22 protein-coding genes and 1 tRNA gene are annotated in these 18194 nt (G+C 70.5%); 11 read left to right on the top strand and 12 right to left on the bottom strand.

What is annotated here, in order from left to right:
* Positions 1–185: 185 nt before the first annotated feature.
* From EJV46_RS00370 to EJV46_RS00355, 4 genes are all read right to left on the bottom strand, one after another.
* The gene (locus EJV46_RS00370) at positions 186–1274 is read right to left on the bottom strand and encodes an OmpA family protein (protein WP_131546609.1); all 1089 of its coding nucleotides are present in this window, start codon (positions 1272–1274) and stop codon (positions 186–188) included.
* Positions 1275–1456: 182 nt separating this feature from the next.
* Entirely contained in the window at positions 1457–2617 is a 1161-nt protein-coding gene (locus EJV46_RS00365) for a 5-(carboxyamino)imidazole ribonucleotide synthase (protein ID WP_131546608.1), read from the bottom strand.
* Positions 2604–3113 carry a 5-(carboxyamino)imidazole ribonucleotide mutase gene (purE, locus tag EJV46_RS00360; protein ID WP_131546607.1) on the bottom strand — a complete coding sequence of 170 codons (510 nt, stop codon included), beginning with the start codon at positions 3111–3113 and terminating at the stop codon, positions 2604–2606. Before purE ends, EJV46_RS00365 begins: the two co-directional genes overlap by 14 nt.
* Before the next feature lie 13 nt (positions 3114–3126).
* Complete coding sequence (locus tag EJV46_RS00355) at positions 3127–3327, bottom strand: YdcH family protein (protein ID WP_131546606.1); 201 nt, start codon at positions 3325–3327, stop codon at positions 3127–3129.
* Positions 3328–3493: 166 nt separating this feature from the next.
* Between EJV46_RS00355 and EJV46_RS00350 the strand changes: the two genes are divergently transcribed.
* Complete coding sequence (locus tag EJV46_RS00350; protein ID WP_131546605.1) at positions 3494–3664, top strand: YdcH family protein; 171 nt, start codon at positions 3494–3496, stop codon at positions 3662–3664.
* Positions 3665–3832: 168 nt separating this feature from the next.
* Here EJV46_RS00350 and EJV46_RS00345 read toward each other — a convergent pair whose 3' ends face one another.
* Positions 3833–4414, bottom strand: a complete 582-nt coding sequence (locus EJV46_RS00345) for a DUF1013 domain-containing protein (protein ID WP_131546604.1) — start codon at positions 4412–4414, stop codon at positions 3833–3835.
* 128 nt (positions 4415–4542) lie between these two features.
* Here EJV46_RS00345 and EJV46_RS00340 point away from each other — a divergent pair, with 128 nt between their 5' ends.
* A complete protein-coding gene (locus EJV46_RS00340) occupies positions 4543–4734 on the top strand; it encodes a DUF1192 family protein (protein ID WP_131546603.1) in 192 nt (63 codons plus the stop codon).
* A gap of 76 nt (positions 4735–4810) precedes the next feature.
* Here EJV46_RS00340 and EJV46_RS00335 read toward each other — a convergent pair whose 3' ends face one another.
* Both EJV46_RS00335 and rpmE read right to left on the bottom strand, forming a co-directional pair.
* Entirely contained in the window at positions 4811–5281 is a 471-nt protein-coding gene (locus tag EJV46_RS00335) for an Hsp20 family protein (protein WP_131546602.1), read from the bottom strand.
* A gap of 221 nt (positions 5282–5502) precedes the next feature.
* Positions 5503–5730, bottom strand: coding sequence for a 50S ribosomal protein L31 (gene rpmE, locus EJV46_RS00330; protein ID WP_131546601.1), 228 nt, complete (start codon positions 5728–5730; stop codon positions 5503–5505).
* 160 nt (positions 5731–5890) lie between these two features.
* On the opposite strand from rpmE, the gene EJV46_RS00325 reads away from it, so the two are divergent.
* The 3 genes from EJV46_RS00325 (at position 5891) to nikR (ending at position 8140) form a co-directional block, all read left to right on the top strand.
* Positions 5891–6445 (top strand): LemA family protein, encoded by a 555-nt coding sequence (locus EJV46_RS00325; protein ID WP_165585245.1) that lies wholly within the window; start codon positions 5891–5893, stop codon positions 6443–6445.
* Between the two features lie 141 nt (positions 6446–6586).
* Positions 6587–7651: a hypothetical protein gene (locus tag EJV46_RS00320; RefSeq protein ID WP_131546599.1), complete on the top strand. Its 1065-nt coding sequence runs from the start codon at positions 6587–6589 to the stop codon at positions 7649–7651.
* A gap of 57 nt (positions 7652–7708) precedes the next feature.
* Positions 7709–8140 (top strand): nickel-responsive transcriptional regulator NikR, encoded by a 432-nt coding sequence (gene nikR / locus EJV46_RS00315; protein WP_131546598.1) that lies wholly within the window; start codon positions 7709–7711, stop codon positions 8138–8140.
* A gap of 265 nt (positions 8141–8405) precedes the next feature.
* Here the strand turns inward: nikR and EJV46_RS00310 are convergent, their stop codons facing one another.
* Positions 8406–8747, bottom strand: coding sequence for a hypothetical protein (locus EJV46_RS00310; protein ID WP_131546597.1), 342 nt, complete (start codon positions 8745–8747; stop codon positions 8406–8408).
* Positions 8748–8826: 79 nt separating this feature from the next.
* Positions 8827–9054 (bottom strand): hypothetical protein, encoded by a 228-nt coding sequence (locus EJV46_RS00305; protein ID WP_131546596.1) that lies wholly within the window; start codon positions 9052–9054, stop codon positions 8827–8829.
* Positions 9055–9127: 73 nt separating this feature from the next.
* Here EJV46_RS00305 and EJV46_RS00300 point away from each other — a divergent pair, with 73 nt between their 5' ends.
* Positions 9128–9340, top strand: coding sequence for a hypothetical protein (locus tag EJV46_RS00300; protein ID WP_131546595.1), 213 nt, complete (start codon positions 9128–9130; stop codon positions 9338–9340).
* A gap of 8 nt (positions 9341–9348) precedes the next feature.
* Here EJV46_RS00300 and EJV46_RS00295 read toward each other — a convergent pair.
* Positions 9349–9423, bottom strand: a tRNA-Val gene (locus EJV46_RS00295).
* Positions 9424–9507: 84 nt separating this feature from the next.
* Between EJV46_RS00295 and EJV46_RS00290 the strand changes: the two genes are divergently transcribed.
* Positions 9508–10263: a DUF3108 domain-containing protein gene (locus tag EJV46_RS00290; protein ID WP_165585244.1), complete on the top strand. Its 756-nt coding sequence runs from the start codon at positions 9508–9510 to the stop codon at positions 10261–10263.
* On the opposite strand, the gene EJV46_RS00285 is transcribed toward EJV46_RS00290, so the two are convergent.
* Complete coding sequence (locus EJV46_RS00285) at positions 10260–10904, bottom strand: HAD-IA family hydrolase (protein WP_131546593.1); 645 nt, start codon at positions 10902–10904, stop codon at positions 10260–10262. The genes EJV46_RS00290 and EJV46_RS00285 overlap by 4 nt on opposite strands.
* Positions 10905–10998: 94 nt before the next feature.
* Here EJV46_RS00285 and glmU point away from each other — a divergent pair, with 94 nt between their 5' ends.
* Positions 10999–12297, top strand: coding sequence for a bifunctional UDP-N-acetylglucosamine diphosphorylase/glucosamine-1-phosphate N-acetyltransferase GlmU (glmU, locus tag EJV46_RS00280; protein WP_206020666.1), 1299 nt, complete (start codon positions 10999–11001; stop codon positions 12295–12297).
* A 104-nt stretch (positions 12298–12401) separates the two neighbouring features.
* Complete coding sequence (gene glmS, locus EJV46_RS00275; protein ID WP_131546591.1) at positions 12402–14225, top strand: glutamine--fructose-6-phosphate transaminase (isomerizing); 1824 nt, start codon at positions 12402–12404, stop codon at positions 14223–14225.
* A 1-nt stretch (position 14226) separates the two neighbouring features.
* On the opposite strand, the gene EJV46_RS00270 is transcribed toward glmS, so the two are convergent.
* Positions 14227–15015 (bottom strand): cyclase family protein, encoded by a 789-nt coding sequence (locus EJV46_RS00270; protein WP_131546590.1) that lies wholly within the window; start codon positions 15013–15015, stop codon positions 14227–14229.
* Between the two features lie 106 nt (positions 15016–15121).
* On the opposite strand from EJV46_RS00270, the gene EJV46_RS00265 reads away from it, so the two are divergent.
* Positions 15122–16600 carry an NAD-dependent succinate-semialdehyde dehydrogenase gene (locus tag EJV46_RS00265; protein ID WP_131546589.1) on the top strand — a complete coding sequence of 493 codons (1479 nt, stop codon included), beginning with the start codon at positions 15122–15124 and terminating at the stop codon, positions 16598–16600.
* A gap of 133 nt (positions 16601–16733) precedes the next feature.
* Positions 16734–18128, top strand: a complete 1395-nt coding sequence (gene gorA, locus EJV46_RS00260; protein WP_131546588.1) for a glutathione-disulfide reductase — start codon at positions 16734–16736, stop codon at positions 18126–18128.
* The last annotated feature ends 66 nt before the right edge of the window (positions 18129–18194 follow it).

The raw sequence follows: 18194 nt of genomic DNA, 5'->3' as shown, positions 1-18194 counted from the left end.
GATACCCGCGTCGTGAACGCAGTGTTGGTATTACCGTATGCATGAAATGCTTCGCGTTGCAGCATCCGCGCGCAGAGTTTTAAAGATGAGTGCAAATTTACCACAGGTTGGTTAGGAAAAAGGCCGAACGCGAAAAGGGGCGCCTTTCGGCGCCCCTTCCCAATTCCTGCGTTGGAAAAGCCTGCTTAGCGCAGGACGATCTCGACGCGGCGGTTCTGCGGCTCGCGGACGCCCATGGCCGTCGGAACGAGCGGACGATCGAAGCCGAAGCCCTGGATCGTGATCTCGTTGCGGGCGATGCCGCGGCGGACGAGCTCGGCGGCGACCGCCTCGGCACGACGCACCGACAGCCGCTGGTTGTACTGCGCCGTGCCGGTGCGGTCGGCGTGACCGGAGACCTCGATGCGCGTCGCGGACACGGCACGGGCGTTGGTGGCCGCCTCAGCGATGATCTGGCGGGCGCGATCGGTCAGGTCCGCGCGATCCCAGTCGAAGAAGACCAGGTAGGTGCGGGCCGGAGCCGGAGCGGCGGCGACGGGCGCGGCCACCACGGGAGCCGGACGCGGCGCGTTGAAGGCGTAGCGCACGCCGGCCAGGATCGAGTGGTTGTAGTTGGTCGGCTTGTAGGTGCCGGCCGCGACGGTGGCGCCGTTCACCCGGATGGCCGTGCCCAGCTCGGGGTCGAGCGTGCCGTAGAAGCGGTACTCGGCGGTCAGTGCCAGGCCGGGGACCATGGCGTCGAGGCCGAAGGCCACGCCGGCGATGCCCTGGTAGGCGAACTGGCCGTCACGGTCGTCGGTGCGGACCTGCGTGGAACCGCTGCGGCCGTTCACGTTACGCCAGTCGTTCCAGCCGTAACCCACACCGGCGCCGACATAGGGGACGATGCCCACGCCGCCGGCGTTCAGGTTCAGGAAGTTGAAATCGAACAGAGCGTTCGCCATCGCGCCGTACTGGTGGATGGTGCCGCCGCTGGTGGAGGCCCCGCCGACGCGCCGAACGGCGTTGTTGCGGTAGTTGCCTTCGAGCTCAACGCGCAGGCCGTTGCCGAAGCCCCAGCCGATGCTGCCGAGCGCCGTGTAGCCCCAGTTGGTGCGAACGCTGCCCGTGCCGACGCCGACAGTGGTGCGGCCGACGGACACGGTCGCGCCGCCGTCCTCGCGGTAGTTCGCGCCGACGCCACCGCCAATGTAGAGGCCGGTGATCGGCTGCGCCTGGGCGGCCACGGGCAGCGACAGAACGGTCGCGGCCAGAAGGGCCTTCTTGAGGCTCATCCTCGTTCTCCTTGAATACAATTCGTTTGTTCGGTCGCTGCACAGTGGACCCGACGGGAACGATTCTGCGCTGCGTGGACGCAACCTAACAACAAGGTCGGCCGATTGCATCACCTTGTGGAGCATTTCCTAGGGCCTGTGGCGAAACGGCCACAGATGCCCTGGCCTTTCAGCCACAGGGGCTAGAACGACTGCGCGGCCACGTCGTCCAGCGCGCCAAGGGCGTTCAGCGGCAGCAGGCGGTTCGCGTGGCCGAGCTTGCGGCCCGGCCGCGCCTCCACCTTGCCGTACCAATGCGCGACCACATCCTCGCGCGCCACCATCCCGGGCCAGGCGGCGAGGCCCTCAGGGCCCACGAGGTTGCGCATGACGGCGTCCGCGTGGCGCGCGGGACTGCCGAGCGGCAGGCCGGCAACGGCGCGGACATGCTGCTCGAACTGCCCGCACAGGCAGGCGTCCATGGTCCAGTGGCCTGAATTGTGGGGGCGAGGCGCGATCTCGTTGCCCAGCAGGCTGCCGTCCGGGAGCAGGAACATCTCCAGCGCCACCACGCCCACGAGTTCCAGGGCGGCGGCCACCCGCGCGACATGGCTCCGCGCGGCCCCGGCAGCGGCCTCGGGCAGGCGGGCCGGAGCGAAGGAAAGGTCGAGGATATGATGCCGGTGCCGGTTCTCGATGGCATCGTAGGTCGCGACCGCGCCGTCCAGCCCGCGCGCGGCGATGCCGGAGATCTCGGCGGAGAAGGGGACGAAGGCCTCCAGGATCAGCGGCCGGGGCGCGAGGCGCGCGAAGGCGGGCGCAGCGTCCTCCGCCCGTCGCAGCACCGCTTGGCCGCGGCCGTCATAGCCGAGCCGCGTGGTCTTCAGCACGGCGGGCAGGCCGATCTCGGCGATGGCCGCTTCCAGCTCCGATTCGCTGGCGACCTCGCGCCAGGGAGCGACCGGCACGCCGGCCTCGGCGAGGAAGCGCTTCTCCGCAACGCGATCCTGGCAGATCGACAGCGCCTTCGTCCCGGGGCGGCAGGGCACCCGGCCCTCCAGCGCCCGCAGCGTCGCGACCGGGACGTTCTCGAACTCGAAGGTGACGACGTCCACCGATCCGGCGAAGCGGTTCAGCGCTTCGGCATCGTCATAGGCCGCCAGCGTATGGGCGGCGGCCACCTGCATGCCCGGCGAGTCGGGCTCGGGCGAGAAGACGTGGCAGCGATAGCCCAGCCGCGCCGCCGCCATGGCGCTCATCCGGCCGAGCTGCCCGCCGCCGAGGATGCCGATGGTAGAGCCGGGCGCCAAAGGGGCGGGTACGGGGGCAGGGAGGGAGGCGGGCACGGGTTCAGGCCGGGTCATGCGGGACGCTCTCGGTCTGCCGGGCGCGCCAGGCGTCGAGCCGCTCCGCCAGCGCGGGATCGGAGAGCGCCAGGATGGCGGCCGCCAGCAGCGCCGCGTTGATCGCGCCCGCCTTCCCGATGGCCAGCGTCCCGACCGGCACGCCCCCGGGCATCTGCGCGATGGACAGCAGCGAATCCATGCCCTTGAGCGCGTGGCTCTCCACCGGCACGCCGAGGACGGGCAACGGCGTCATGCTCGCGGCCATGCCGGGCAGGTGCGCCGCGCCGCCGGCGCCGGCGACGATCACCTTCAGCCCGCGCCCACGGGCTTCGCGCGCGTAGTCGAAGAGCCGCTCCGGCGTGCGATGCGCGGAGACGACACGGCATTCATGCGCGATGCCCAGCGCCGTCAGCACCTCGTCGGCATGGCGCATCGTCTCCCAGTCGGAACGGCTGCCCATGATGATGCCGACCAATGGATGCAGAGGGGAGGGCGACACGTCGTTCTGAGGCATTCCAGGACCCGCTTCAGGCAATGATGTCAGGGACGAGCTGCCCCTCGAGCCACGAGACCTCGTCCTTCAGCTTCAGCTTGCGCTTCTTCAGCCGCTGCATCTGCAGCTGGTCCCCGAAGCCGCTCTCGAGGCGCGCGATGACGGTGTCGAGGTCGCGGTGTTCGCTGCGCAGCTCGTGCAGGCGGCGCAGCATGGCCTCTCGGTCTTCCAGCATCAGTCCCGCCGTATCCCCAGGGCAGATTCATTCGAGGGCAACGAATTCACTCGCCTGCCCGGCGCCAAGGGGATAGCATGCCTGGATGTGGTCGCAACAGCCGCATGAACAGGCGACGCCCCTGGCGTAACTGTCAGGGCCATCGCGAAGCAGAGGAAGACGCTGCATGATGCACGCCCCGAGGGTGAGAGCCCTGGAATCCCGCCACGCAGATCTCGAGACGCGGATTGCCGCCGAAGGCAACCGTCCGCGTCCCGACCATGAGGCGATCACCCGACTGAAACGGGAAAAACTGCATCTCAAGGAAGAAATGGAGAAGCTGCGCCGCGCTCATTAGGGCGTGACGGAGGCGCAAGGCGCCGGAGATCAGGCCACGCGTCGCGCAAAGGAGCATTTTTGAGGCTGGGCCGGACCATCGGCTGCCGGGAAAGTGCCTTGAAAAGACAGGGCGGCTGGAGTGCCCGCGGCGGACGAAATCACTCCAGCCGCGCGGAGGCCCCCAGGATCACTCGGACTCGAAGGGCGTGGGATGCGGCGTCGGGATCGCGATGCCCTCCGCACGAAGTCGTTCCTGCGCGGCCGTCACGGCCGCGTTCAGCGCGCCCTGGCTGCACAGGCCCAGGATCACGGGATCGCGCGGCTTGATGTTCGCGCTGTTCCAGTGGGTGCGGTCGCGCACCTTCTGGATGGTCTCCTTCGTGGTGCCGACCAGCTTGCCGATCTGCGCCTCGGTGAGCTCCGGGTGGTTGCGCAGCAGCCAGGCGATGCCGTCCGGCCGGTCGTTGCGCTTGGCGACCGGCGTGTACTTCCCGCCCTTGCCGCGCCCCTTGGCCGCCGGGATGGCGTTGGCCGCCAGCGTCAGCCGCGCGCTGCCATTCGCCTCCGCCCGGGCGATGTCCTCGCGCGTCACCTGGCCATTCGCGACGGGATCATAGCCAATGATGCCCTGCGCCACCTCGCCATCCGCGATGGCCTGGACTTCCAGCGGGTGCATCTGGACGAAATCAGCGATCTGCTCGAAGGAGAGCGAGGTCTTCTCGATGAGCCAGACGGCGGTGGCCTTGGGCATCAGGGGCGGGAGGGCCATGACGGTGCTTCCATGGGTGAGGGGGCTGCGCGGATGGGCGCACCCCCAAGGGGCGGCTCTTCTGTCGCAAGCCCTATAGTGGCAGGGCCGGCCCGGGCCAAGCCCTGTGAGGATGGGGAGGAAAAACGGTGTTCGATGAGGAACCGCGGCCGAAGCCGGCCCAGCGCTTCGCCCCGGCCGCCCTGCAAGATTGGGCCGAGACGGAGCTGAGGGCCTATATCGCCGATCTCCAGGCGGAGATCGCCCGCGCCGAGGCGGCGATCGCCGCGCGGTCGGGCCAGCGGGCGGCGGCGGATGCTTTCTTCAGGCGCCCTTCCTGAGCGCGACGCATAAGGAAAGGGCCGGCGGTCGCCCGCCGGCCCTCCCGTTCAGGCCCGCCTCTCGGCAAGGACCAGCTCAAGCCGCCTGGGCGACCTGCTCGATCGCGGGCTGGCGCGGCGCCGCGGCCTGGATTTCGATCCGGCGGGGCTTCAGCGCCTCCGGCACCTCGCGCTTCAGCGCGACATGCAGCAGGCCGTTCTCCATCCGCGCGCCCTGGACCACGAGGTGGTCGGCGAGCACGAAGCGGCGCTCGAAGGCGCGCCCGGCGATGCCGCGGTGGACGTAGCGGCGCTCCTGGCCCTCGGCGGACTGCGGCGCCTTGCCGCTGATCGAGAGCTGGTCGTCGCGGACGACGAGCTCGATGTCCTCGGGGCCAAAGCCGGCCACGGCCATGGTCAGCACGTAGCTGTCATCGCCGGTCGCTTCGATGTTGAACGGGGGATAGGCCTGGGTCTCGGCCTGGTTGCGCACGCCGTCGAGCAGGCGGGCAACGCGGTCGAAGCCGATGGCGGTGCGGAACAGGGGAGAGAAATCAATGGCGTTCATACGCGAACCTCCTTCCGGAGCAAGGTCCTGTTGAAGCGTCCCGATCGGCTCCGTCCCCATGCGGGCGACAGCGCCTCGGATCCGCGTCGAGGCCCGCAAGGGCGCCTCGACGGATCCGAGATATGACGCGCGAAAGCGCCGTTCAAGGGGCTCCGCGCGAAAACGAAAAAACCGCCTAAGCCACTGGCCAGGCGGTTCTTTCCAGCAGCAGGAGGGCTGGATCAGCCCTTGCGCATGCCGATGCCGGCGAACTTCTTGTTGAACTTCGCCACCTGGCCGCCCGTGTCCATGATGCGCTGCACGCCGGTCCAGGCCGGGTGGCTCTTCGGATCGATGTCGAGGCGCAGCGTCTCGCCCGGCTTGCCGCCCGCGGTGCGGGTCGTGAAGGTCGTGCCGTCGGTCATGATGACGTTCAGGTCGTGATAGGCGGGATGCGTGTCGGGCTTCATGGCGCGGGCTTTCGGGGATGCGGCAGGCGCGATGGCTCCTGCCGTGGGTCGGCGGCGTTTAGGCCATCGGTCCCGCCCGCGCAAGCGCGGATCGTCCCGGTCCTATTCCACCGCAGGATTCCGTGCTGATCTCGACCCTGCAACGAATGGCGGGCGTATCATGGAGTGGGTGATACCGGCGGTCGTCCTGCTGCTGCTGATCTGGGCTGTGTTCGTCCGGGGCCGGCTGGTCGCGCTGCAGCAGGCGGCGGTGCAGGCCTGGGCTGATCTCGACGAACCGCTCCGGCGGCGGCACGAGCTCGTTTCCCGTCTCGTCGCTGCCGTGCCGGGGCGCACCGCGCGCGAGAAAAAGTCGCTGGACGGGCTGACGAACGCCCGCCGCCATGCCGCGGCGGAGCAGGAACCGCCGGCGATCGGCAAGGCCGAAGCGGAGCTGAGCGCGGCGATCGGCCGCGCCTTCGAGGCGGTGGAGCAGGACCCGGACCTCAGTGTGGATCCCGGCCTTGGGCGGCTCCAGGCCGAGCTCTCGGACCTCCAGGGCCGGATCGGCAGATCGGCGCGCGCCTTCAACGAGGCGGCGCGGGCCTACAACGAGGCGAGGACGGGCTTTCCGGGCGGCTTCCTCGCCTATGTCGTCCGCTTCGACCTGCTGCAATACTACACCGTCGCGGAAGCCAAGCCCGAGGCGGCGAGGACGGCGCCTGCCCGGGTCTGATCGCTGCCCGGATCCGCCGCCGCCCCGATTCGCCGCTGCCGGGCCTGGCCGAGGGAGCCGGCTTAACACGGCCTTCACCAGATCCTCCCAGGATGGCGCCTCGTCGATGGACGGGGCCAAAGGGGCTCCATGGAGGGCCAGGTGCTGGGCAGGCGGGCCGAGGACCGCGCGACGGCCGAGCTTCGGGAGCTCGTGGCGCAGCTGGAGCGGAGCGGGCTGGCGGAACGGCGGGTGGATGTCCGGCAACTGCTGGAGAGCTCGCGCTCGCTGCTGCATGCGCACCGACCGGCGCTGGCGGCCGGCCCCCCACTGCGCGCCGCGCCCTCGGCGCGCAAGCTGGCGGGCAAGCTCCGTTTCCTGCTGAGGCTCGCGCTCGACGCGCTCGTGCTGGCCGCCTTCCTCTGGGGATGCTGGTCGGCGGTGACCCATCGGGGGCCGATGCTGGACCTCGTGCTCCGGCCCGGAGGGACGCTGGTCCTGGCCGGTCCCGCCTGGCTCCTGCTGCGCCTGCCCCTCGCGCGGGACACGCTGCACGAGGTCGGCTGCCGCCTCCTCTACCACCTGGCCTGGGGTTGGGACTGGTTCGCCGAGGCCTTCAGCCGCCGGGCGATGCGCCGGCTCTCCGCGCGGCTGGCGGCCCGGGAGGTGATGTGGGCCTGGCGCCGGCAGCGGCGGTCCCTGCTGCACCGGCCAGGCCCGCGCGACGTGGAGGCATTTCTGGAGCTGGCCTATGGCCCCGGTGCGGCGGAGGCGTTCCGGGGCGCGGCCGGCCGATTCGGCGCCGGCGGCTGGAGCCTTCGCGGCGGGTCAGCCCCCGGGGTGGCGCGCCACCGCGCCGCGGCGCGGCTCGAGGCGCTCCGTTGGTCGGTGCTGATCCGGCTCTTCGAGGGGTTGGCGGCGTCCGGATCCCTCTGGCCGGCGCCGGAGCCGCCTGCCTGCGCGATGCCCGGGCCGCCCCCTCCATCCCCGGCGACCGGCCCCCCGCTGCCCGCCGCATCCGAGCCGGAGCCTTCCGCGCCGCCCGAGGTCGCCCGGCGCCGGGTGGATCTCGCCGAGCTGATCCGCAAGAAGCGGCAGGACATCACCAACGCCTATGGCTGGAAGCTGAAGACCGAGGCCGAGATTGCGCAGCGCGACGCCTACCTCCGCCAGACGCGCAAGGAGATCGGGGAGCTGGAGCGGGAACTCGCGGCCCTGGGCGGCTGAGGCTTCCGGTTTACCGCGAATCGGCGCGAAGATCGCGCCCCGAGGACGGAGCCGTTCATGCAGCGCATCACCATCAGCGTCGACGAGGAACTGCTCGGCCTGGTCGATGGGCTCTGCGCCCGCCGCGGCTATGCCAGCCGGTCCGAGGCGATCCGCGATATCCTGCGCGAGACCCAGGCGCGCGAGGCGGCGGCGGGCGACGGCGATGCGCCCTGCGTGGCCGCGCTTAGCTACGTCTACGAGCATGGGACGCGGGACCTCGCCCGGCGGCTGACCAGTGCGCAGCATCACCACCACGACCTTTCGGTGGCGACGATGCACGTGCATCTCGACCGGGAGGAATGCCTGGAGGTGGCGGTGCTCAAGGGGAGGCTGTCGGAGGTGCGCGCCTTCGGCGACAGCCTGGTCACGCAGCGCGGCGTTCGCCTCGGGCACCTGCATCTCGTGAGGGTCGCCGGGCACCGCCATTCCCATGATCCGCAGCGGTGAAGCGGGGTTCATGACCGCTTCTTCCTGCGATGCCCTGTCAGGACGGGGGCGCGCCCCCGGAGCGGCCGGCTGCCCGTGTCCGCCCTTGCTGGCCGGTACCCAGCCCCGAGCCGGTCGCGCTCCGCTTCGCGCTCACCCTGCCGCGCTGAATCGATGAACGCCGGCGAGGGGCGTCCTCGCCGGCGTTCACTGTCGGGCGGAATGCGTCCTCCCGACGACCTGTCCTGCGACCCCTTGAGGCGATCGCGGGCCAGGTCTTCCCATATCAGTTCGTGTTCGACCCGGGGGCCGAGGGCGCGCCGGGCGAGGGCATGCCCGGTCTGGTGGAGCGCGCCGCCGGGTCGCTGACTGAGGGGCGGCCGGGGTTGGCCGCATTGCCCGAGGCGCTGGCGCCCGGGGTGGGCGACCGGTCCAGCGGGCTGCCGGTCGGATTGCCCGTGCTGCCCGGGGGCGCGGTGGGCTGGCCGACCGAGCGGCTCACCGCGGCGCTTGGATCGGAGCCCGGGGGCCGAGGCGTGTCGGAACTGGAGCCCTGCGCAAAGCCGGCGGCCGGCGCCGCAAGCAGCGCGGCGGCCAAAGCGAAGGCGGGCATGTGGCGCTTCATCATCTTGCTTACTCCTTCATGCATTCGCATGAAGCATCAACGCCGCCGCGAAATGTGGGTTGCTCCGATCCCGGGCGGCCGGTCAGTCGTCGGTCTGGTGAGCGGGCTTTTCGGTGGCTTCCGGGCCGCCACGCACCTCGTCCTCGGGTCCGACCTCCTGCGGCGCGGAGGTCGGCTCCGGCCCGCCGGCCTCGCGCAGCACCAGCCGCTCGATCCATTGCTGCGGCGAGATCCCGGCGCGTCGCGCCGCCGCCTCGGCCGCGGCCAGGACATCGAGGGAGAGGCGGAGGGGGGCGTCGGGAAGGGCCATGCCCGGCCAACGCGGGCGGGCCCGCGGCGTTGCGGGAGGCTATGCTGCCGCGCCATCCATCGAGAGGCAGAGCATGGACCCCGAACTTCCCGCCACGACGCCGCCCGCGGAGATCACCCATCCCGAGGAGATGAAGGCCAGTGTCACCCTTCGGCTCGGCCCGGCCAGCGTTACCGCGGCCGCGCGCACCATGCCGGCGGGGCTGGTGACGGCCGGCATCCTGGTTTCGGCGATCCTGCTGTCGCTGGTGCCGCTGGTTCGGGCGGCGCGGTCAAGCGAAAGGTAGGGGCGACGTGGTGGGCGCGACAGGGATTGAACCTGTGACCCCTGCCGTGTGAAGGCAGTGCTCTACCGCTGAGCTACGCGCCCCTGGAGGCGCTCCCTTTGCGGCGGATGGGGCGGGGTGTCAAGACGGTTGTCTCGCCTCGCCGGCGCCCCCACCTATGCGGTCACATGCTGCGGCGCATCACCCTGGGCTTCGTCCTTCTCGGCTTCCCCGCGGCGGCGGCGCCATGGCAGGCGAGCTACGTCTTCACCGTCGCCGGCGTGACGGTGATGGAGGCCCGGGTGGATGTCGACATCGGCGGAGCCGGGGCGCCCTATGTCATCGAGACACGGACGCGGCCGCGCGGGCTTGCCACTCTCTTCTTCCGGGGCGAGCAGGTCTCGCGCAGCGAGGGCGTCTGGCGCGGCTCGACCCCGACGCCGCGGCTCCATCGCAGCAGCGGCAACTGGCGGGGTAGCGCCCGGCGCATTGCCATCGATTACGGCGCCGGCACACCGCGAAGCGTGACGCTCGAGCCCGTGCAGGACATGGAACGCACGCCCATCCCGCCCGAGGCGCTGCCTGGAACGCTGGACGCGCTCTCGGCCATGCTGCAGCTCTCGCGCCAGGTGCGCGAGACCGGGCGCTGCGACGGGCGGGCGAGGGTCTTCGACGGGAGGCGCCTCACCCAGCTGGACGTCAGCACCGAGGCCGTGCGCCAGCCCACCGGCGGTGGCCTGCCGAGCTGCGTGATCGAGAGCCGGATGCTGGCCGGGGTGCCGCTGGAGCGGCCGGAGGATGCGCGCCCCATGCGGAGCATCGTGCATTTCGGCCCGCCCGTGCAGCCCGATGCGCCGGTGCTCCCCCTCCGGATGGAGCTGGCGAGCCGCTGGTGGGGCACCATCCAGGTGGTGCTGAGCCAGGTCTCGCGCGGCGGACCCTAAGGCGCGCCAAAAGCCGCGATGAGCAGGTCCGGCAGCTCGGCGGGTGTCGCGCAGGCGAGGTCCGCGCCCGTGCCGTCGCCGTAGCCCCAGGCCGCGAAGACGCTTCGTACCCTGGCGCCCGCGGCCGCGCGGATGTCGTTCTGATGGTCGCCGACCATCGTCGCATCGAGCGGGTCCACGCCGAGCTTCTCCAGCACCCCCAGGACATGGCCGGGATCGGGCTTCTTCACGGGCAGGCTGTCGCCGCCCAGAACCAGCTCGAAATAGCCGCCGAGGCGGAGCGCATCCAGCATCACCCAGGTCGCGGCGATCGGCTTGTTGGTGCAGATGGCGCGCTGCCAGCCCTCCTTGCCGAAGGTTTCCAGCGCCTCGACCATACCCGGATAGGGGCGGGTGAGGACGGCGCTGTTCGGCTCGTAATCGGCCAGGAAGTGCCTCACCGCCTCCTCGCCGACGGCCTCGCCCCGGGCGGCGAAGGCCTTCTCGACCAGGGCCCGCGCGCCGTCGCCGATCATCTTCTTGACTTCCGGCAGGAGGAAGGGGGCGAGGCCGTACCGGCCCATCAACCGGTTCAGCGAGGCGTGGAGGTCGGGCGCGCTGTCCACCAGCGTGCCGTCGAGGTCGAAGATCGCGAGGGGCATGGCGGCGGGCGTAGCCGGAGCGGAAACGCCCCGCAAGAAAGCGTCAGGCAGGCAAGGGTTGCGGTGCGGCCATAGGGGCGGCTAGGCCATGAGGATGCGCACGGCCATCATTCTCGCGGCGGGACAGGGCACCCGCATGAAGTCAGCGATGCCGAAGGTGATGCACCGCATCGCCGGCCGCCCCATGATCCGCCACCTGATCGCCGCCGGCGAGCCGGTCTTCGACCGGGTGATCGTGGTCGTCGGGCCGGGCATGCCGGAGCTGGAGAAGGCCGTGGCCCCGCATGCGACGGTCGTGCAGGCCGAGCGGCTGGGCACGGGCCATGCCGCGCGCATGGCGGCGCCGCTGCTGGACGGATTCTCCGGCGACGTGGCTGTGCTCTACGGCGACAACCCGCTGATCACCACGGCGACGCTGGAGCGGCTGGTGCAGGGGCGGGCCAGCGCGGGCCTGGCCCTGCTGGCGATGCGCCCGGCCGATCCGGCGAAGTACGGCCGGGTGGTGCAGGGCGGCTCGGGCGCGGTCGAGCGAATCGTGGAATGGGCCGATGCGAGCGAGGCCGAGCGCGCCATCGGGCTGTGCAATGCCGGGGTGGTCTGCGCCGCCTGGGCCGACCTGTCCCGCTGGCTGGCGGGGCTGCGGAACGACAACCGGCAAAGCGAGTTCTACCTCACGGACGTGGTTGCCGCCGCCCATGCGGAAGGCCGCCGGGCCGTCGCCGTCGAGGCGCCGGAGGCCGAGCTGCGCGGCATCAACAGCCGCGTCGAGCTCGCCGCCGCCGAGGCGGAGGTGCAGTCGCGCCTGCGCGCGGCGGCCATGCTCGGCGGCGCCACGCTGGTCCAGCCGGAGAGCGTCACGCTGAGCTTCGACACGAAGCTGGGGCAGGACGTGGTGGTGGACCCGCATGTGGTCTTCGCGCCCGGCGTGACGGTGGAGGACGATGTCGCCATCCGCGCCTTCAGCCATCTGGAGCAATGCGTGGTGCGCCGCGGCGCGATCATCGGCCCCTATGCGCGGCTGCGGCCCGGCGCCGATGTGGGCGAGGGCGCGCATGTGGGCAACTTCGTGGAGCTGAAGGCCGCGCATCTCGGCGCGGGGGCCAAGGCGAACCACCTGACCTATCTCGGCGACGTGACGGTCGGCGCGGGGGCGAATATCGGCGCCGGGACCATCACCTGCAACTATGACGGGGTGAACAAGCACCGCACGGAGATCGGCGCGGGCGCCTTCATCGGCAGCGACACGGCGCTGGTGGCGCCGGTGCGCGTGGGCGCAAGGGCGGTCACTGCGGCGGGCTCGGTGATCACAGAGGACGTGCCGGACGACGCGCTGGCCATCGCGCGGGGCCGGCAGGCGAACAAGCCCGGACGTGGCGCGAAGGGGAAGACCTAGGGCATGATCGCTGCAGGTGGAATCGCCGGAAGCGTGAATCATGCTCTTCAACCAATCAGCTAGAGGCTTTGCAGTGAGCCCTTGCGAACGGAAAAGGCTCTAGCATGTGCGGAATTGTCGGAGTGGTGGGCGTCGAGGCCGCCGCGCCCCGTCTTCTCGACGCGCTCAAGCGGCTGGAATACCGCGGCTACGACAGCGCGGGCATCGCGACGCTGGTGGAGGGCCATGTCGAGCGGCGCCGCGCGGAGGGCAAGCTCGGCAATCTCGCCGCCGTGCTGGAGGCCTCGCCGCTGCCGGGCACCACCGGCATCGGCCACACGCGCTGGGCGACCCACGGCGCGCCGGTGGAGCGCAACGCGCATCCGCATGCGACCGCGCGCGTCGCCATCGTCCATAACGGCATCTTCGAGAACTACGCCGAGCTCCGCGCCGAGCTCGAGCAGAAGGGCCAGGTCTTCGAGACCGAGACCGACACGGAGACCTTCTGCCGCCTGCTCGACGACCTGCTGGCCGGCGGCGCCACGCCCGAGCAGGCCGCGGCGGCCGCGCTCAAGCGCGTGCACGGCGCCTTCGCGGTGGCGATGATGTTCGCGGGCGAGCACCGGATGCTGATCGCCGCCCGCCAGGGCGCTCCGCTGGCCATCGGCTTCGGCGAGGGCGAGATGTTCGTGGGCTCGGACGCGCTGGCCCTGGCCCCGCTGACGCGGCGCATCGCCTATCTGGAGGAGGGCGACTGGGCGGTGCTCGACCAGGACGGCGCGCGCTTCTTCGACATCCAGGACAATCCCGTCGAGCGGCAGGTGCGGACCACGGCCGTCTCCGGCGCGGCGACGGGCAAGGGCAACTACCGCCACTTCATGGAGAAGGAGCTGCACGAGCACCCCGCCGTGATTGGCGACACGCTCCGGCAGTATCTCGACCCGCGCACGCTGGAGGTGCGGATGCCGCGGCTGCCCTTCGACCCCGCGAAGGTGCCCCGCCTGACCGTCACCGCCTGCGGCAGCGCCTTCCTCGCGGGCCAGGTGGGGCGCTACTGGATCGAGCAGCTGGCGCGCATCCCGGTGGATGCCGATGTGGCGAGCGAGCTGCGCTACCGCGACCCGCCGCTGCCGGAGGGCGGGGCGGCGATCCTGGTCAGCCAGTCCGGCGAGACGGCGGACACCATGGCCGCGCTCAAGCTGCTGCGCGAGAAGGGCCAGAGCGTGCTGGCCGTCGTGAACGTCCCCGAGAGCAGCATGGCGCGCGAGAGCGACGCCACGGTGCTGACGGTGGCCGGCCCCGAGATTGGCGTGGCCTCGACGAAGGCCTTCACCGCGCAGCTGTCGGTGCTGGCCTGCCTCGCGATCGGCCTCGGCCGCAGGCGGCGCGAGCTGACGACGATGGACGAGGGGCGGCTGACCAAGGCGCTGCTGGAAATCCCCCACAAGGCGGCCGAGGTGCTGGAGCGGGACGCCGAGATCCACGCGCTGGCGGCCGAGGTGGCGAAGGCGCGGGACGTGCTGTTCCTGGGCCGCGGCGCGCTGTTCCCGATCGCGATGGAGGGGGCGCTGAAGCTGAAGGAGATCAGCTACATCCACGCCGAGGGCTATGCGGCGGGCGAGATGAAGCACGGGCCGATCGCGCTGATCGACAGCCAGGTGCCGGTGATCGCGATCTGCCCCTCGGGGCCGCTCTACGAGAAGACGCTGTCCAACCTGCAGGAGGCCTCTGCCCGCGGCGGGCGGATCATGGCCTTCACGGATGCAGCGGGCGCGCCGAGCCTGGAGCGCTTCGCCGAGAGGGTGATCGTGCTGCCGGAGATCGACCCCTTCGCGCAGCCGATCCTCTACGCCATTCCCGTGCAGCTGCTCGCCTATCACGTGGCCGTTCTCAAGGGCACGGACGTGGATCAGCCCCGGAACCTGGCGAAGAGCGTGACGGTCGAGTAGCTCAGTCGCCGAGGATCGCGACGGCGCGGGTCCATCCCGCGCTGCCGCGATGCACCTTCACCGGGAAGCAGGCCACGGTGAAGCCGGTGGCGGGCAGCTGGTCGAGGTTGGCCAGCTTCTCCAGGTGGCAGTAGCCGATCTCGCGCCCGGCCCGGTGGCCCTCCCAGATCAGCGCGGCGTCGCCCGTCTCGGCCACGCGCTTCTTCGTGTGCGAGAAGGGCGCGTCCCAGGACCAGGCGTCGGTGCCGACTAGGCGCACGCCCTGCTCCAGCATCCACAGCGTTGCCGCCTTGCCCATGCCGCAGCCCGTGTCGATATAGTCGTCCTGGCCGTAGCGGGCGCCGGCGGCGGTATTCACCACCACGATCTCCAGCGGTTGCAGCGTGTGGCCGATGCGCGCCAGCTCCTGCCGCACATCCTCGGGCGTGCAGACGTAGCCGTCAGGTCTGTCCCGAAAGTCCAGCTTCACGCCCGGCTGAAAGCACCAGTCCAGCGGCACCTCGTCGATCCGCCAGGAGGGCTCGCCGCCCGGCACCGTTCGCTCGTTCATGCGCGAGAAGAAATGATAGGGCGCGTCCAGATGCGTGCCGTTATGCGTGCTGATGTTCACCTGCTCGACCGCCGCGTACTCGCCCTCGGGCAGGGCCCGGACCGACACGCCCATGTATTCGGCCATGGCCGGCGCGCTCATCTTGTGGTCGATGTAGTTGATCTCCGGCAGCATCCGCGGCGGGTCGCTCGCGATGCCTGACTTGAGCGCCACGGAAATATCGATGATCCGGCGTGCCATGCTCGTTTCCTTCCCCATATGCCCGCGAAGGCTAAGCTCGCCCTCCCGGCGCTGACAATTGGCGCGGAGCGGCTTATCCTCGGCTCGAAAGACGGAGGAACCCCCCATGCTCGATTCAATCTCCAAGCTCGCGCTCAAGGATCCCGACCTGCTGCGGCAGGCGAATTGCATCGGCGGCCAGTGGGTCCAGGCGGACTCGGGAAAAACCTTCGCGGTGCGCAATCCCGCGACGGGCGAGGTCGTCGGCAACGTGCCAGCCATGGGCAAGGCCGAGACGCGCCGCGCCATCGAGGCCGCCAATGCCGCCCTGCCGGCCTGGCGCAAGATGCTGGCCAAGGAGCGCGCGACCATCCTGCGCAAGCTCTTCGACCTGATGCTCGCCAACACGGACGACCTCGCGGCCATCATGACGGCCGAGCAGGGCAAGCCGCTCGCCGAGGCCAAGGGCGAGGTGGCCTATGCCGCCAGCTTCATCGAGTGGTTCGCCGAGGAAGGGAAGCGCGTCTATGGCGACGTGATCCCGCAGAATGCCGCCGGCCGCCGCGTGCTGGTGATGAAGGAGCCGATCGGCGTCTTCGCCGCCATCACCCCCTGGAACTTCCCGGCCGCCATGATCACCCGCAAAGCCGGCCCCGGCTGGGCCGCGGGCTGCACGGGCGTCATCCGCCCCGCCAGCCAGACGCCCTTCTCGGCCTTGGCGCTGGCCGTCCTCGCCGAGCGCGCGGGCATGCCGGCCGGCGTCTGCAACGTCATCACCGGCCCGGCCGGCGAGACGGGCGCGGAGCTGACCTCCAACCCCATCGTGCGCAAGCTGACCTTCACGGGCTCGACCGAGGTGGGCCGCGTGCTGCTCGCGCAATGCGCGCCGACGATCAAGAAGACGAGCATGGAGCTCGGCGGCAACGCGCCCTTCCTGGTCTTCGACGACGCCGACCTCGATGCGGCCGTCCAGGGCGTCATGGCCAGCAAGTACCGCAACACCGGACAGACCTGCGTCTGCGCCAACCGCGTGCTGGTGCAGGAAGGCGTCTACGACGCCTTCGCCGCCAAGCTGAAGGCGGCCGTCGAGGCGCTGAAGGTCGGCAACGGCATGGAGCCGGGCGTGACCCAGGGCCCGCTCATCAATGCCGACGCCGTGCTGAAGGTGGAGGAGCACATTGCCGACGCCACCAAGCATGGCGCGAAGGTGCTGAGCGGCGGCAAGCGCCACGAGAAGGGCGGCAACTTCTTCCAGCCGACCATCCTGACCAACGTGCCGCACGACGCGCTGATCTTCCGCGAGGAGACCTTCGGCCCCGTCGCCCCGCTCTTCAAGTTCAAGACGGAGGAGGAGGGCGTGGCCCTGGCGAACGACAGCGAGTTCGGCCTGGCGGCGTATTTCTACGCCCGCGACGTCGGCCGCATCTTCCGCGTGGCCGAGGCGATCGAGGCCGGCATCATCGGCATCAACGAGGGCATCATCTCCACCGAGGTGGCACCCTTCGGCGGCGTGAAGCAGTCGGGCCTGGGCCGCGAGGGCAGCAAGTACGGCATCGAGGACTATCTCGAGGTGAAGTACCTGGCGCTCGGCGGCATCGGGAGCTGATCCCGCCGGGCAGCGCGCCTTCAAGGTCCGAGCCATCGGCCCCGGGCGCGCCTCCCCCGCTTGCGGCGAGTGACGCGGCGGTCGCAAAGCGGCCGCCGCGCCTCATATTGGCAGGGTTCATTCGAGGCGCATCATGACCTACGATTTCGACCTCTTCGTCATCGGCGGCGGTTCCGGCGGCGTCCGCCTCGCCCGGATTTCCGCGGGCCACGGCGCCCGCGTGGGCGTGGCCGAGGAGCGCTTCTGGGGCGGCACCTGCGTGAACGTGGGCTGCGTGCCGAAGAAGATCATGGTGAACGCCGCCGAATACGGCCAATGGGCGCAAGACGCCGCGGCCTTCGGCTGGAACATCGAGAATCACGGCCACGACTGGAAGAAGCTCGCCACCGCCCGCGATGCCGAAGTGGCGCGGCTCTCCGGCATCTATGGCCGCATGCTGGCCGGCGCCGGCGTCACCAGCTTCGACGCGCGCGCGACCTTCCTCGACGACCACACGCTGCAGGTCGGCGACAAGGTCGTGACGGCGGAGCGCATCGTGATCGCCACGGGCGGAAGCGCCACGCGGCTCGACATTCCCGGCGCCGAGCTGGGCATGATTTCGGACGGCCTCTTCACCCTGCCGGAGCTGCCCAAGAAGATCGCCGTCATCGGCTCGGGCTACATCGCTTTGGAATTCGCCTGCCTCCTGCGCGGGCTGGGCGCCGAGGTCGAGGTCTTCTTCCGCGCCGAGCAACCCCTGCGCGGCTTCGATGGCGATGTCCGCCTCGCGGTGACCGAGGCCATGACGGCCCAGGGCATCGTCATGAGCTCCGGCTGCGCGCCGACGCGCATCACCAAGGTCGATGGGGGGCTGATGCTCACCCTCACCAACAACTTCATGCGCGAGGTGGACGCCGTCTTCTTCTGCACTGGCCGCGATCCCAATACCCGGGGCCTCGGCCTGGAGAAGGCCGGCGTCACCGTGAAGCCGAATGGCGCCATCCCGGTGGATGACGAGCACGCGACCAACGTGCCGCACATCTATGCCATCGGCGACGTGATCGACCGGATCAACCTTACCCCGATGGCGACGGCGGTAGGGCATGCCCTGGCCGACACGCTCTTCGGCAAGAATCCCCGCAAGGCGAGCTACGAGAACGTGCCGACGGCCATCTTCACCTCGCCGCCCATCGGCACGGTGGGACTTTCCGAGGAGGAGGCCGCGAAGCGCGGGCCGGTGGACGTCTATGTCAGCAAGTTCACGCCGATGCGCCACACCATCAGCAAGCGCGAGGGCCGCAAGACCCTGATGAAACTGGTCGTCGACCAGAAGACCCAGAAGGTCGTCGGCGCCCATATGCTGGGCGAGGACGCGGCCGAGATCATGCAGGGCATCGGCATCGCGGTAGTGATGGGCGCGACCAAGCAGGATTTCGACCGGACCATCGGCATTCATCCGACGGCCGCCGAGGAGTTCGTCACCCTCCGCACCCGGACCCGCGTCGCCGGCATGCCTGCCGTGGAGCCGGCGAAAACCGCGGCCGAGTAGCGTTTCCGGCCATCCTGCCGTAACCTGTCGGCCCTATGACCCTGGAGTTCGTGCCATGGCGCGCGA

Source organism: Roseococcus sp. SYP-B2431 (assembly GCF_004336745.1).
In the GTDB taxonomy this organism is placed as follows: Bacteria; Pseudomonadota; Alphaproteobacteria; order Acetobacterales; family Acetobacteraceae; genus Roseococcus.
The sequence above is the reverse complement of the archived record's forward strand: the minus strand, read 5'-3'. Positions and strand labels throughout refer to the sequence as shown.